The following is a 13,455-nucleotide window of genomic DNA, read 5'->3' as shown; positions in this document are numbered from 1 at the left end:
GCCGTCTCAGTGGGGTCGCATTATAGGGAGATCCGAAAACAGATCAACCCTTTTTTGAAGAAAACTTGAAAAAACATACTGTTCGATGAGTATTTGAACTAAACACACTAAAAAAACAACATTGCTTTCATTTTATTAACATGTATCGTCAATTTTGCTTTGAAACGGTAGGCTAAGATCCGACGATCTTCATATACAAACTCACTCCCCATAAGATCACAAGGATCATTAGTGAAAGCGTGACGGCTGCAGAGCCCATATCTTTTGCCCTGCCTGACAAAACATGAAGTTCTGTGCTTACACGATCAGTGAGTGCTTCAATTGCTGAGTTTAATAATTCAACAATTAATACCACTAGCAGTGAGCACATAAGAATTGCCCAATGAAGTAATGAAGATGCCAGCAGAAATGAAAAAGGAAAAAGGATTATGCAGATCAGTAACTCTTGCCTGAATGCAGCTTCTTCTTTAAACGCTGCTTTAAATCCTAGATAGGAGCAGTATGTGGCTTTAAATACACGCTTGAACCCTAATCCATTTGGTTTGAATACATCTTTCATTAAATAAGCTCTTTTAAAGGTCAAAAGAAAGCCCCGCAATGCGAGGCTTTATATTTTAGGCTACGCCGTATTTATCACGATACGCTTTTACTGATACTAAATGTTCACCCATTGTCCCTTGGTTTTCAAGGTAACTAATCAAATCAGCAAGTTTAACAATAGAAATTACCTGTGTATTAAAGTCGCGTTCAACCTCTTGAATAGCAGAGAGCTCAGCTTTACCTTTTTCCTGACGATCTAGTGCTATTAATACACCACTTAAGTCTGCGCCATTATCTGCGATGATTTCCATTGATTCGCGAATTGCGGTACCCGCAGTGATCACATCATCCACCAGCATAATTTTACCATTTAATGGTGAGCCTACTAATGTACCGCCTTCACCATGCGCTTTTTTCTCTTTGCGGTTAAAGCAATAAGGTACATCTTTGTTGTAATGATCTGCTAATGCTACAGCTGTGGTGGTAGCGATTGGAATACCTTTATAAGCTGGTCCAAATAAAACATCATATTCTATAGCCGCATCTTCTAGAGCTGCAGCATAAAAACGGCCTAACCGTGCTAAATCACGTCCAGTGTTAAATAAGCCTGCATTAAAGAAGTATGGACTAGTACGGCCTGATTTAAGGGTAAACTCACCAAACTTCAGTACCTGCTTTTCTAGCGCAAATTCAATAAATTCTTTTTGGTAATCTTTCATTTTTTGCTACCTACTTATTTATGCTAATGCTTGCTTTTGAACGTCAATGATCTCTCTGATAGAGTGTTTTGCTAATGTAAGTAACTCATCAAGCTCATCAAACGAAAACGGCTCGCCCTCTGCCGTGCCTTGAACTTCAATAATTTTACCTGTTTCAGTTAAAATTACATTCATATCAGTTTCTGCCGCTGAGTCTTCAATATATTCTAAATCACTTATAGCTTGGCCCTTATATATGCCAACTGAAATTGCAGCAATCATATGCTTAAGCGGGTTTGAATTAATCATACCCTTGGCACGCATGTGGGTTAGTGCATCGACAAGTGCAACACAAGCACCGCTTATTGATGCTGTGCGTGTTCCACCATCGGCCTGAATGACATCACAATCAATAGTAATCGTGTTTTCGCCAAGTGCTTTTAAATCAACTGCCGCGCGAAGTGCACGTGCAATCAAACGTTGAATTTCCATTGTTCGGCCACCTTGCTTACCACGAGACGCTTCTCGAGCATTGCGCGTGTGTGTTGACCTTGGAAGCATGCCGTACTCAGCATTTATCCACCCCTTACCTTGGCCTTTCATGAAACGCGGAACGCCCGATTCAACCGTAGCTGTACAAAGTACTTTGGTATTACCAAATTCAACAAGTACAGACCCTTCTGCATGCAAAGTATAATTACGTGTAAATGATACGGGTCTAATTTGATTTGGTGTTCTTTGGCTTGGACGCATTGACGATCCCCTTAATTCATAATTTGTCACATTATAAGTGTATGTGAGTACAGATACCATGCTGATTTAACAAATACCTGGTTGCAAAACATTCAGCTACTTAAATTTTCCCTAGAGGTTGGAGAGTGTTTCGGTATAATAATAATTAATTATGTATTATAAAACTTAGGAAACCATCCATGATCCACAGTATGACAGCTTATGCGCGTCGCGAGATAAAAGGCGATTGGGGCACTGGCACTTGGGAAGTTCGATCAGTTAACCAACGTTACCTTGAAACCTTTATTCGCGCACCAGAGCAATTTCGTGGGATGGAGCCTGTTATTCGTGAACGCTTACGTAAACATCTACAGCGCGGTAAAGTAGAAGTATTTTTAAAGTTTGTTGCAAACCCAGCTCATGTTGGTGAGTTATCAATCAATCAAGCATTGGCTGAACAACTTATAAATAGTGCTAAATGGGTTCAACAGCAAAGTAATGGTGAGATAAACCCTGTTGATATTTTACGCTGGCCTGGTGTAATGGAAGCCGAAGAACTGGATATGGACAGCGTAAACACAGCGCTAATTGCAGGGCTTGATGAAGTAATAGAAGACTTTAAATCAGCACGGGGTGATGAAGGCGCAAATTTAGAAGAGATGATAGCAACTCGCCTTGATGCAATTATAGAGCAAGTAAACACTGTAGAAACTCACATGCCAGAAATTACTAAATGGCAACGTGAGAAGCTCGAACAAAAATTGGAAGATTTAACAACAAATATTGACGAGTCTCGTCTTGAGCAAGAGCTAATTTATTTAGCACAAAAGCAAGACGTAGCTGAAGAGCTAGATCGCTTAAAGTCTCATGTTAAAGAAACTAAAAAAATTCTTAAAAAAGGCGGCGCATGTGGCCGTCGCTTAGATTTCATGATGCAAGAGTTTAACCGAGAAGCAAATACCCTCGCCTCTAAGTCTATTAATAGCGATATTACTAATGCAGCAGTGGAGCTTAAAGTTCTAATTGAACAGATGCGTGAGCAGATCCAAAATATTGAATAGCGTAAAGTACGCCTGTGACTCACTTGAGCACAAATAGCTAAATAAAGTACAATGTAATAATTAAAGGCTTGGGTTATTTATAACTCAAGCCTGTTTATTTTTTGATAGAGAAAAACATGGCTCAAACTCGCGGAAACTTATTTATTTTATCAGCGCCATCAGGTGCAGGTAAGTCTAGCTTAATTAATGCCTTACTTAAGAAACATGCAGATATGAAAGTATCGGTATCGCACACCACTCGCTCACCTCGCCCAGGTGAAGAAAATGGCATTCACTATCACTTTGTAACTACAGATGAGTTTAAAGCATTAATTACCAAAGATGATTTTTTTGAGTGGGCACAAGTTTTTGATAACTATTACGGTACATCAAAACAAGCTATTGAGTCGCAACTTGACGCAGGCATAGATGTATTTTTAGACATAGACTGGCAAGGTGCACAGCAAGTTCGTAAAATTATGCCAAGCGTGCAGACTATTTTTATTTTACCGCCTTCTAAAGCAGAACTTGAACAACGCTTAAATAACCGCGGCCAAGACTCTGCAGATGTTATTGCGTCTCGTATGGCCAAAGCACAATCTGAAACATCTCATTTCAACGAGTACGATTTTGTTATTGTAAACGATGATTTTGATACTGCCCTTGGTGATATTGAAACGATTGTTATGGCGCAGCGTTTAACATTAAGCGCTCAAGAAATTCGTAATAAAAAATTACTAAATGACCTTTTGAAGTAAATTAAGGGCATTTAATTAGGTCATACTCAGTAAAACTGATAAAAATTGACCACTACCTATTGGCGAAAGTCCCTGCGTGCAGTAAACTACGCCTTTGCTTTTAAATTATTTTTGGAGTGCTGAGATGGCTCGCGTAACAGTTGAAGATGCAGTAGATGCAGTTGGTAATCGTTTTGACTTAATTTTAGTTGCGGCTCGTCGTGCCCGCCAAATTGCTGTTGGTGGTAAAACTCCACTAGTAGACCCTGAAAACGATAAACCAACCGTTGTTGCTTTACGTGAAATTGAATTAAACCTTGTTGATAGCTCATCAATGGATTTAATCGACCGTGAAGAACAACAACATCAAGAAGCAGCAGAACTTGCTGCTGTTGCTGCTATTGTTGGTGGCAACCAATAATCGACCTCCCGGTCTGATTTAGCCAACGGCGCAGTATTTCTACTATAGCCGTTGGCAATCCTTTCTTTTCATCGTATATTCTTAACTTACCGTTACCTAATTTGCTTCACTAGAACATTGGAGTGTGAATGTATCTTTTTGAAGGTCTAAAAAAGAAAATTTCTGAATACTTACCTGCTGCTGAAGTAGAGCTGGTACAAAAGTCTTACGTGGTAGCACGAGAGGCTCATGAAGGCCAAACTCGCTCAAGCGGCGAGCCTTACATTACTCACCCCGTTGAAGTAACTCAAATCCTAGCAGGTATGCACCTTGATCATGAAACGCTCATGGCCGCATTAATGCACGATGTAATTGAAGATACCGACTTTAGCCAACAAGACTTAGCTGAGATTTTTGGCGAAACCGTCGCAGAACTTGTTGAAGGTGTAAGTAAACTTGATAAGCTGAGCTTTAAAGATAAAAAAGAGTTTCAGGCTGAAAACTACCGAAAAATGATCATGGCAATGACCCAAGACATTCGGGTTATTTTAATCAAACTTGCCGATAGAACACACAATATGCGCACCCTTGGCGCACTTCGCCCAGATAAACGCCGCCGCATAGCGCGTGAAACACTTGAAATATACGCACCCATTGCAAACCGTTTGGGTATTCACGATATAAAAAATGAACTGGAAGACTTAGGTTTTCAAGCATTATACCCTATGCGCCATCGTGCACTTAAGTCGGAAGTGGCTAAAGCCCGTGGTAACCGCAAAGAAGTTATCTCCAATATTCAAACTGAAGTAGAAGCTCGCTTAGAAGAATCGGGCATTGCTGCTACTGTATCTGGACGCGAAAAACACCTTTATAGCATTTATAAAAAAATGCTAAATAAGGAGTTGCTGTTTAATGAGGTAATGGATATTTATGCGTTTAGAATTGCCGTCGATTCAATGGATACCTGCTACCGTGTATTAGGCGTTGCGCATAATTTATATAAACCTATTGAAACTCGCTTTAAAGATTACATTGCGGTACCTAAAACAAATGGTTACCAGTCGTTGCATACTTCGCTTGTTGGCCCGCATGGTATTCCTGTAGAAATACAAATTCGTACCCATGACATGGATCATATGGCCGACAAAGGCGTTGCAGCACATTGGATGTATAAAAAAGCTGGCGATGGCGCAGGTAATACATCTCAGCAACGTGCTCGTCAATGGATGCAAAGCTTACTTGAACTTCAACAAAGTGCAGGGTCGTCGTTTGAATTTATTGAAAACGTTAAAACAGAATTATTCCCTGAGGAAATTTACGTATTCACCCCTGATGGCCGAATAGTTGAACTACCAATGGGCGCTACTGCGGTCGATTTTGCGTATGCAGTTCATACCGACGTAGGCAATACCTGTGTAGGCGCGCGTGTTAACCGCAAACCTTACCCGTTAAGTAAACCACTAGACACAGGCCAAACAATTGAAGTGATCACCAGTTCAGGCGCTCACCCTAATGCGACTTGGCTTAACTTTATTGTGACGGGTAAAGCGCGCTTAGGTATTCGTAATTACCTTAAGAGTCAGCATCATGAAGAAGCTATGTTGCTTGGTAGACGCTTACTCGACTCTGCACTAGGCGAAAACAAGCTAGATAGTATTCCTGATGAAAATATTGCACGCGTTCTTGAAGAGCATGAACTTTCGACCTTACTTGAGCTGCTTGTAGAAATTGGCGCTGGTAATTTAATGAGCGTACTCATAGCCAAGCGTTTATTGCAAAATGATTCTGACGACTTGACCGACATAACTAAACAAGCCAAAGCGACCATTATTGGAACAGAAGGCATGTTAGTCAATTACTCTAAATGTTGCCGCCCTGTCCCAGGTGATGCAATTACTGCACACATAAGCCAAGGTAAAGGATTAACAGTTCATCGCCAAGAATGTAAAAATATTCGTGGCTGGGAAAGTGAACGATCTAAATACTTGGTCGTAAAATGGGATGATAACCCTGAAAAAGAATACATAGCAGCCCTTAGGGTAGAGATTATTAATCATCAAGGTGCGTTAGCTAAGTTAACCAACGTAGTTGCCACAACCCACGCTAATATTGTTGAAATAGCGACTGACGAAAAAGAAAGTAATTTATATGTGATAGACCTTGGAGTCACGGTTAAAAACCGTGTCCATGTTGCCAATATTATGCGAAAAATTCGCGTAATGCCCGATGTGCAAAAAGTCTATCGAAAAAAATAACATAGGAAAAACATGAACAAAGCATTTATATCCACCGAAAAAGCACCTGCAGCAATAGGTACTTATAGCCAAGCAGTTAAAGTTGGCACTGCAGTATACTTGTCTGGTCAAATTCCATTAGTACCTGAGACTATGGAAGTTATATCAGAAGACTTTAGTGAGCAAACACATCAAGTATTTAAAAATATCACAGCAGTGTGTGAAGAAGCCGGTGGTAAAATTCAAGACTTAGTTAAAGTAAATATTTATTTAACTGATTTATCTAACTTTGCAGTCGTTAACGAAGTGATGAGCCAGTACTTTAAGCAGCCATACCCTGCACGTGCAGCAGTTGGTGTACGTGCTTTACCAAAAGGTGTACAAGTTGAGATTGACGGAATAATGGAACTGCCTTCAACTAACTAATATTTTCCTGAGCTATAGACCCACTCTATAGCTCACACCTGTCCTCTTTTTATACTATATTGTTATTCTTACTATCTTGACTCCGTCTTCAATTTCTATCACTCTGTAACTATGTCATTAATTTACTAAAACTTTAGTGGTTAAAAAGGATTAGCTGTGTTTAAGCTTGCTCATAATGGGAATGTTTTACTCGATGTAAATAAACACCCGCCTCCAAGTGCTACATTTGTTATTGAAGCAATAGAAATGTCTAAATTTTGCGACTGTAAAATTGATTACGACGCAATTAATGCATTCTTCAAAGATAAAAGTGCAGAGCCAGTACTTATCGTCGCGACCAAATACGATGCAAAGTTAGAGGTTGTCATCAGTGATGATAAAATGATGGCTACTGGCGAGCTTACCGTCGCGCAAGGCGGTGATTTACTCAGCCTTGATGATGCAAAAAAACAGCTAGTCAAAGCAGGTATAGTTCGTGGTTATAAGCAAGCATATTTAGAACAACTATTACAAAAGCAATTTACTGCTAAAGCAGGTGAGGTTATGCAGGGTATTTTGGCTCAAGGCCGCCTGCCCAGTGATGGCTTAGCAACTAAACTCGTTACCAAAGTAAGAACTTTAAAAGACCATCTAAAAACCCCAAAGTTAAAAGAAGATGGCAGCGTTGATATGCGTGACTTTGGTAAAATGGCAAGTGTTGAGCCTGGTGCGGTACTTATACGCCAGCAACCCGCAACTCCAGGAAAAGAAGGCTTTACTGTACTTGGCGATATATTACCGGCGAAACCGGGTGACAATAAACAACTTGTTGCCGGTGAGGGTACCGAGATCTCTAAACTTAACCCTCTAGAGTTAGTATCAACCATATCAGGTGTGCCTATTGAAATTACTAACGGAATGCGCGTAGACGATATTTTTACTATTCCCGATGTCAACGTTAAAAGCGGCCATATTGATTTTGAAGGCAGTGTGATTGTTACTCGAAATATAGATCCTGGAATGAAAGTAACCGCCAAAGGTGATATTACAATATTTGGTACTGTTGAATCTGGTGAGTTAACGGCCGGCGGTAATATTACTGTTAAGCAAGGCGTTATTGGGCATCAAAAATCTGACGACAAATCGCTTTCGTGTAAGCTTATATGTGAAGGCGACATTCATGTATCCCACTCACAATATTGCTATTTAGAAGCTGCAAATATTTTTATTGAGCGACAAACTAGCCACTGTATTATGAAGGCACGTCATGCTCTTAAGGTAGGTCAACCAGATTTACCTAAAGGTAAGATATTTGGCGGCGAGATTTTAGACGCGACAACATTAATTGCTGGTGAAATTGGCAACGAATCGGGTGCTAAAATGGTTATTAATTTAGCAAGCTCCGGCGGTGATATTACTGCTGAAACTGACGAGTGCTTTAAAGAGCTTGCTAAAACGGAGCACCAATTAGACTCCTTACAACCTGCATTAGAAAAAGCAGACTTGCTTAAAGATCCAGAAAGAAAAAACGAACTTATCAATAAAATTGGTGCTACTCAGTTACATCTATGTCAACAAGCAGAGCAATATGAAAGGCAACTCTCATCATTAGAGAATAACCTTCATGAATTACTTACAAATACACACTTAATCGTCAATACAGTTTTACATTCAGGTGTGGAAATACATATTTTTGATAAAGTTCTTAAAACAAACCGTAATTACCCACCTTGCACAATAAAACTGATGAATAACAAAGTAGAAGTTGAGTTTAAGACATCGTGAATATAGAGTGCTAAAAGCAGCACTCTTATATCTTTCATTAGAGTATACCGTCAACACTTGCATGTGTTTGTGTCGACCATACTCCAACTTGAACTTGTCCAATATGTTCCTTTTGCAGCAATAACATAGCCAAACGTGATTGCCCAATACCTCCACCAATAGTTTGTGGAAACTGACTTTTTAATAATGCCTTATGCCAATCCAATTGCAGGCGGTCATCATCTCCTGTAATCCTCAACTGAGTTTTTAGTACCTCGGGGCTTACACGAATCCCCATTGAAGATATCTCAAAGGAATCTTCAAGTATTGGATTCCATACTAAAATATCACCATTGAGCCCTATATATTGTTCGCTCGTTGGTGTAGACCAATCGTCATAATCAGGTGCTCTTACATCGTGAATTTGACCATCGCCTAATTGACCGCCAATCCCAATTAAAAATACAGCACCATATTTTTTAGCTATTGCTTTTTCGCGATTTTTAGCAGTAAGGTCAGGGTACATTTTACGAAGCTCTTCACTGTGCACAAATTGAATATCGCTCGGTAAAAAAGGATCAAGCGAAAAGTGTTCGCTAACAAATTGCTCTGTTTCTTTTATGCCTTTATAAATTGATTCAACTGTAAGTTTGAGGGTAGTTAAAGAACGTTCTGTTGATTCACAAATTACCTTTTCCCAATCCCACTGATCAACGTAAACCGAGTGGATAGGACTTAGCGACTCTTCATCAGGGCGCAGTGCCTTCATTTGAGTATAAAGGCCTTCACCTTTACTAAATCCATACTCACCTAACGTTTTACGTTTCCACTTTGCTAGCGAATGCACAACTTCGTATTGGCTATCGGCAATCGCTTTTACATTTACTGCTACAGCGTTTTCATGACCGCTTAAATTATCTTGTGTGCCATCACCTACTTTTGCAAGAATAGGTGCCTGCACTTCGACTAGCCCTAACTGTTTTTCCAATTGCCGTGAAAAAAATTGCTTTACGCTGCTTATTTGCAACTGCTGCTGCACATAGTGTGAACTCATAATAATTGGCCTCATTCCCAGTTATTGTTACTTACTTTATTTTTAATAACGCACCTAACAGATGCTGCTAATGAAGTTACTGTAACGATTTAAACTTTTAATTCAATAACCCACAATTAAAATAGCTTTAATGTATAATTTCGATTAATTTATAGGGGGTAAAAATGTGAATTCACTAATTTAAATAAGAAAAAATAATGGAAAATTATCAAATCGATAATCTCGATAAACAGATACTTCACGCTTTAATGGAAAACGCCCGCACAGCTTATGCAGAATTAGCGAAACGTTTTAACGTAAGTGCCGGCACTATTCATGTGCGTGTAGAAAAATTAAAACAAGCAGGAATTATCACAGGCACCCAATTAAGTATAAATACAAAGCAACTTGGCTATGACGTTTGCTGCTTTATTGGTATTAATTTAAATAATGCACGCGACTATCCTGAAACACTCATTAAACTCGAAGCGCTCGAAGAAGTTGTTGAAGCCTATTACACCACCGGTAATTACAGCATTTTTATTAAAGTAATGGCTAAATCAATCGACCACTTACAGGATGTATTAATAAATAAAATTCAAGCGATAGAAGCTATCCAGTCCACCGAGACACTTATTTCTTTACAAAACCCAATTAGCCGCACAGTGATGCCTTAGTACATAAAATTTCGTATAATTAACAAAAAAGAGGATCACCATGCAGCAAAATCGCTATCAACGAATTAAAGACGTCTTATCGCGTCGCCAAACCGACTTAACCGTGTGCCTAGAAGACGTGCACAAACACCATAACCTATCGGCTATTGTAAGAAGTGCCGACGCAGTGGGTTGCCACCATGTACATGCTGTATGGCCTGAAAACCAAAAATGGCTAACTAATAACACCTCAGGCGGGAGTAAAAATTGGCTAGAAACCCACCTTCATAAAAATATTGATGATGCCGCAACCATGATGCGACAGCACAACCCAAATATACAAATATTAGCCACGCACCTGAGCGAAGATGCCGTTGATTTTAGAGAAATAGATTACACAAAACCCACAGCAATTATTGTTGGGCAAGAAAAAACAGGGATCTCAGCACAAGCCCTTAAGCATGCCGATCAAAACATAATTATCCCTATGCAAGGCATGGTGCAATCTCTTAATGTTTCTGTGGCTGCGGCACTCATTTTATTTGAAGCACAACATCAACGCGAAAAGGCAGGGCTATATAACCGTAATATGTTGAGCGAAGATATAAAACACCCTATGTATTTTGAAGGCTACCACCCCGTTATAGCTAAACAATGCCGTATAAAAAAACTACCTTACCCGCCACTCGATGAAGAAGGTGAAATAATTGCTGACGATGAATTTTGGCACGCCTTAAAACATGCTTGATGCTTAGCGAGCCTGTGAGTACACTTAACTCATTCACAAATAAAAAGATTTGAGCCTACATTGTCTAAACCTAGCTTAAACCAATACCCCATTACGGAACTTAAAGGGGTCGGACCCAAAATGGCCGAACGCCTTTTAAAGCTAGGTATTAAAAACGTGCAAGACATGCTCTTTCACTTACCGCTTAGGTACGAAGATAGAACCCGTATTTATTCCATCAACGAACTGTCATTACACAGCCATGTGAGCATTGAAGCAACAATAGAAACAAGCCAGATCACATTTGGCAAAAGACGTATGCTCGTTGTGCAAGTAAATGATAATACAGGGAGGCTCACACTTAGGTTTTTTAATTTCAGTGCAGCACAAAAAAATGCATTAAGCCCTGGAAAAATAATACGTTGCTTCGGCGAAGTTCGCCGCGGGCGTGCTGGCTTTGAAATGAGCCATCCAGAATACAGTTTAAGTGATACACCAAGTGAGCAGCCAACAGCTTCAACATTAACGCCAGTTTACCCAACAACAGATGGTTTAAAGCAATTATCTATTAGGGCCCTAAGTGAACAAGCTGTAGAGCTGCTTAATAAATACTCTGTTGAAGAACTGTTACCCGTGCAATGGCAACCTTCTCAACTTGCACTAGCTGATGCCTTATTATTGCTTCATCGCCCACCTAGTAATATCGACGTTAATGAACTAGAGCAAGGAACACACCCTGCTCAGCAACGATTAGTATTTGAAGAATTACTTGCACAAAACCTAAGTTTATTAAAAGTAAGAAAGCAAGGACAGCAAGTAAAAGCGGTGTCTCTAAGCTCTACAAATAAATTAGAGCCTCAATTTTTATCACAATTGCCTTTTGCGCCAACCAGTGCACAAAATCGTGTTGTGTCAGAAATTAAAGCTGATCTAGCATCTCCTTATCCTATGATGCGCCTAGTCCAAGGCGATGTAGGCTCTGGCAAAACCTTAGTTGCGGCATTAAGCGCATTAACAGCAATAGCTCAAGGGTTTCAAGTAGCCTTAATGGCACCTACTGAAATACTTGCAGAGCAGCATGGTATAAGTTTTACCTCATGGTTTAAACAATTAGGCATTGACGTAGCATGGCTTGGTGGAAAAACAAAAGGTAAAGAACGTACAGCAACACTAGAAAAGATTGCCTCTGGTGAATCACAAATGATTGTAGGTACACATGCTTTATTCCAAGATGAAGTAAAATTTAACAACCTAGTACTTATAATTATTGATGAGCAACATCGGTTCGGTGTTCATCAGCGTTTAACATTAAGAGAAAAGGGACAATTTAATGGCTGTTATCCACATCAACTAGTGATGACCGCAACCCCCATTCCACGTACTCTAGCAATGACAGCTTATGCCGACTTAGAAGTCTCAATTATTGATGAGTTACCACCTGGGCGAACACCTATTACTACAGTAGCACTTCCAGACACACGTCGTGACGATATAATTACTCGCGTTAAATCAGCTTGTAATGAACAAGAACGTCAAGTTTATTGGGTATGCACACTCATTGATGAGTCTGAAGCACTGCAATGTCAAGCAGCTGAAGATAGTGCTGTGCAATTGAAGGAAGCCTTGCCAGATTTAAGTATTGGCTTAGTACACGGACGAATGAAGCCAGCAGAAAAGCAGTCCATCATGGACGACTTTAAAAAAGGCCTTATACATGTATTAGTGGCTACAACAGTAATTGAAGTAGGTGTTGACGTACCTAACGCAAGCTTAATCATTATTGAAAACCCAGAGCGCTTAGGTTTAGCACAATTACACCAGTTACGCGGGCGTGTGGGAAGGGGTAATATTGCCTCCCATTGTGTCCTTTTATACCATGCACCACTTTCGCATACCGCTCAAAAACGCTTGGGTGTACTTAGAGACAGTAACGATGGCTTTGTGATAGCTGAGCGGGATTTAGAAATACGCGGCCCAGGTGAAGTCCTTGGAACTAAGCAAACAGGCTTAGCAGAATTTAAAATTGCTGATTTAACCAGAGATAAACAAACCCTAAATCAAGTAAGGCCCATTGCACAACAGATGTTAAATCAATACCCTCAATATGTAGATCCACTCATTCAACGCTGGTTGGGCAATAAAACAAACTACGCACAAGCATAACCCAATTATACTTATTCCAGCATCACTCTAGGTAGTAAGTGGTTTTCAAATATAGTGTACAGTCTTCTAGCTGAAAGCTCTGGATGTAAATGCATATCCGCTGATTACTTCCTACCCTTAGCCTTATAAATTATGTTGTAGTGCCCACAGCGGTAGAAAGCCACATAGCAAATGGGATACTATCATAGGCCAGTGTATTGAAAAGCCAAAACACTGTTCACAAAGAGGCGCTTTGCTCAACAGACGCTACGCTTTAGAGAAGGGAATACTGAAGATTACTTTCCTGCAGACGTAAAAAACCGACTATCGCTAGTCGGGCTTTCTCC

At 39.9% G+C, this 13,455-nt stretch carries 13 protein-coding genes; 9 read left to right on the top strand and 4 right to left on the bottom strand.

The genetic code is table 11. The annotated features are described in order from the left end of the window. Positions 1-172 precede the first annotated feature (172 nt). From MTF67_RS18360 to rph, 3 genes are read right to left on the bottom strand one after another with little or no spacing between them, the layout of a single operon-like run. Positions 173-559 (bottom strand): diacylglycerol kinase, encoded by a 387-nt coding sequence (locus MTF67_RS18360; protein WP_006794747.1) that lies wholly within the window; start codon positions 557-559, stop codon positions 173-175. Positions 560-614: 55 nt separating this feature from the next. After that, a complete protein-coding gene (pyrE, locus tag MTF67_RS18355) occupies positions 615-1,259 on the bottom strand; it encodes an orotate phosphoribosyltransferase (RefSeq protein ID WP_006794746.1) in 645 nt (214 codons plus the stop codon). A gap of 18 nt (positions 1,260-1,277) precedes the next feature. Further along, positions 1,278-1,991, bottom strand: a complete 714-nt coding sequence (rph, locus tag MTF67_RS18350; RefSeq protein WP_006794745.1) for a ribonuclease PH — start codon at positions 1,989-1,991, stop codon at positions 1,278-1,280. A gap of 179 nt (positions 1,992-2,170) precedes the next feature. On the opposite strand from rph, the gene MTF67_RS18345 reads away from it, so the two are divergent. The 6 genes from MTF67_RS18345 (at position 2,171) to MTF67_RS18320 (ending at position 8,571) form a co-directional block, all read left to right on the top strand. Beyond that, positions 2,171-3,031 (top strand): YicC/YloC family endoribonuclease, encoded by an 861-nt coding sequence (locus tag MTF67_RS18345; RefSeq protein WP_008130686.1) that lies wholly within the window; start codon positions 2,171-2,173, stop codon positions 3,029-3,031. Positions 3,032-3,147: 116 nt separating this feature from the next. Then, entirely contained in the window at positions 3,148-3,768 is a 621-nt protein-coding gene (gene gmk / locus MTF67_RS18340) for a guanylate kinase (RefSeq protein ID WP_243532447.1), read from the top strand. Positions 3,769-3,892: 124 nt separating this feature from the next. After that, the gene (gene rpoZ, locus MTF67_RS18335) at positions 3,893-4,168 is read left to right on the top strand and encodes a DNA-directed RNA polymerase subunit omega (protein ID WP_006794742.1); all 276 of its coding nucleotides are present in this window, start codon (positions 3,893-3,895) and stop codon (positions 4,166-4,168) included. A gap of 128 nt (positions 4,169-4,296) precedes the next feature. Next, complete coding sequence (gene spoT / locus MTF67_RS18330; protein ID WP_008130682.1) at positions 4,297-6,402, top strand: bifunctional GTP diphosphokinase/guanosine-3',5'-bis pyrophosphate 3'-pyrophosphohydrolase; 2,106 nt, start codon at positions 4,297-4,299, stop codon at positions 6,400-6,402. A gap of 12 nt (positions 6,403-6,414) precedes the next feature. After that, positions 6,415-6,807 carry a RidA family protein gene (locus MTF67_RS18325; protein ID WP_006794740.1) on the top strand — a complete coding sequence of 131 codons (393 nt, stop codon included), beginning with the start codon at positions 6,415-6,417 and terminating at the stop codon, positions 6,805-6,807. Between the two features lie 156 nt (positions 6,808-6,963). Then, positions 6,964-8,571: a FapA family protein gene (locus MTF67_RS18320; RefSeq protein WP_248520322.1), complete on the top strand. Its 1,608-nt coding sequence runs from the start codon at positions 6,964-6,966 to the stop codon at positions 8,569-8,571. Positions 8,572-8,608: 37 nt separating this feature from the next. On the opposite strand, the gene asnA is transcribed toward MTF67_RS18320, so the two are convergent. After that, positions 8,609-9,604 (bottom strand): aspartate--ammonia ligase, encoded by a 996-nt coding sequence (gene asnA, locus MTF67_RS18315; RefSeq protein ID WP_248520321.1) that lies wholly within the window; start codon positions 9,602-9,604, stop codon positions 8,609-8,611. 197 nt (positions 9,605-9,801) lie between these two features. On the opposite strand from asnA, the gene asnC reads away from it, so the two are divergent. Genes asnC through recG form a run of 3 tightly spaced genes read left to right on the top strand, consistent with a single transcriptional unit; the run spans position 9,802 to position 13,129 of the window. Beyond that, on the top strand, positions 9,802-10,260 hold the full coding sequence (gene asnC / locus MTF67_RS18310; protein ID WP_039038562.1) for a transcriptional regulator AsnC: 459 nt from the start codon (positions 9,802-9,804) through the stop codon (positions 10,258-10,260). 40 nt (positions 10,261-10,300) lie between these two features. Beyond that, positions 10,301-10,987, top strand: coding sequence for a tRNA (guanosine(18)-2'-O)-methyltransferase TrmH (gene trmH, locus MTF67_RS18305; protein ID WP_008130677.1), 687 nt, complete (start codon positions 10,301-10,303; stop codon positions 10,985-10,987). Between the two features lie 60 nt (positions 10,988-11,047). Next, positions 11,048-13,129 carry an ATP-dependent DNA helicase RecG gene (gene recG / locus MTF67_RS18300; protein ID WP_248520320.1) on the top strand — a complete coding sequence of 694 codons (2,082 nt, stop codon included), beginning with the start codon at positions 11,048-11,050 and terminating at the stop codon, positions 13,127-13,129. Positions 13,130-13,455: the final 326 nt, after the last annotated feature.

Origin of the sequence: Pseudoalteromonas sp. 2CM32C, assembly GCF_023161925.1 — a bacterium.
Taxonomy (GTDB): Bacteria; Pseudomonadota; Gammaproteobacteria; order Enterobacterales; family Alteromonadaceae; genus Pseudoalteromonas; species Pseudoalteromonas marina.
Note: the sequence above shows the minus strand (reverse complement) of the source record. Positions and strands in the feature narration are given on the sequence as shown.

Bases quoted from the DNA above. Each gene is read 5' to 3' on its own strand.
- spoT (WP_008130682.1), top strand. From the start codon at position 4,297: ATGTATCTTTTTGAAGGTCTAAAAAAGAAAATTTCTGAATACTTACCT.
- MTF67_RS18360 (WP_006794747.1), bottom strand. From the start codon at position 559: ATGAAAGATGTATTCAAACCAAATGGATTAGGGTTCAAGCGTGTATTT.
- rph (WP_006794745.1), bottom strand. From the start codon at position 1,991: ATGCGTCCAAGCCAAAGAACACCAAATCAAATTAGACCCGTATCATTT.
- asnA (WP_248520321.1), bottom strand. From the start codon at position 9,604: ATGAGTTCACACTATGTGCAGCAGCAGTTGCAAATAAGCAGCGTAAAG.
- MTF67_RS18325 (WP_006794740.1), top strand. From the start codon at position 6,415: ATGAACAAAGCATTTATATCCACCGAAAAAGCACCTGCAGCAATAGGT.
- trmH (WP_008130677.1), top strand. From the start codon at position 10,301: ATGCAGCAAAATCGCTATCAACGAATTAAAGACGTCTTATCGCGTCGC.
- rpoZ (WP_006794742.1), top strand. From the start codon at position 3,893: ATGGCTCGCGTAACAGTTGAAGATGCAGTAGATGCAGTTGGTAATCGT.
- asnC (WP_039038562.1), top strand. From the start codon at position 9,802: ATGGAAAATTATCAAATCGATAATCTCGATAAACAGATACTTCACGCT.
- MTF67_RS18345 (WP_008130686.1), top strand. From the start codon at position 2,171: ATGATCCACAGTATGACAGCTTATGCGCGTCGCGAGATAAAAGGCGAT.
- gmk (WP_243532447.1), top strand. From the start codon at position 3,148: ATGGCTCAAACTCGCGGAAACTTATTTATTTTATCAGCGCCATCAGGT.
- pyrE (WP_006794746.1), bottom strand. From the start codon at position 1,259: ATGAAAGATTACCAAAAAGAATTTATTGAATTTGCGCTAGAAAAGCAG.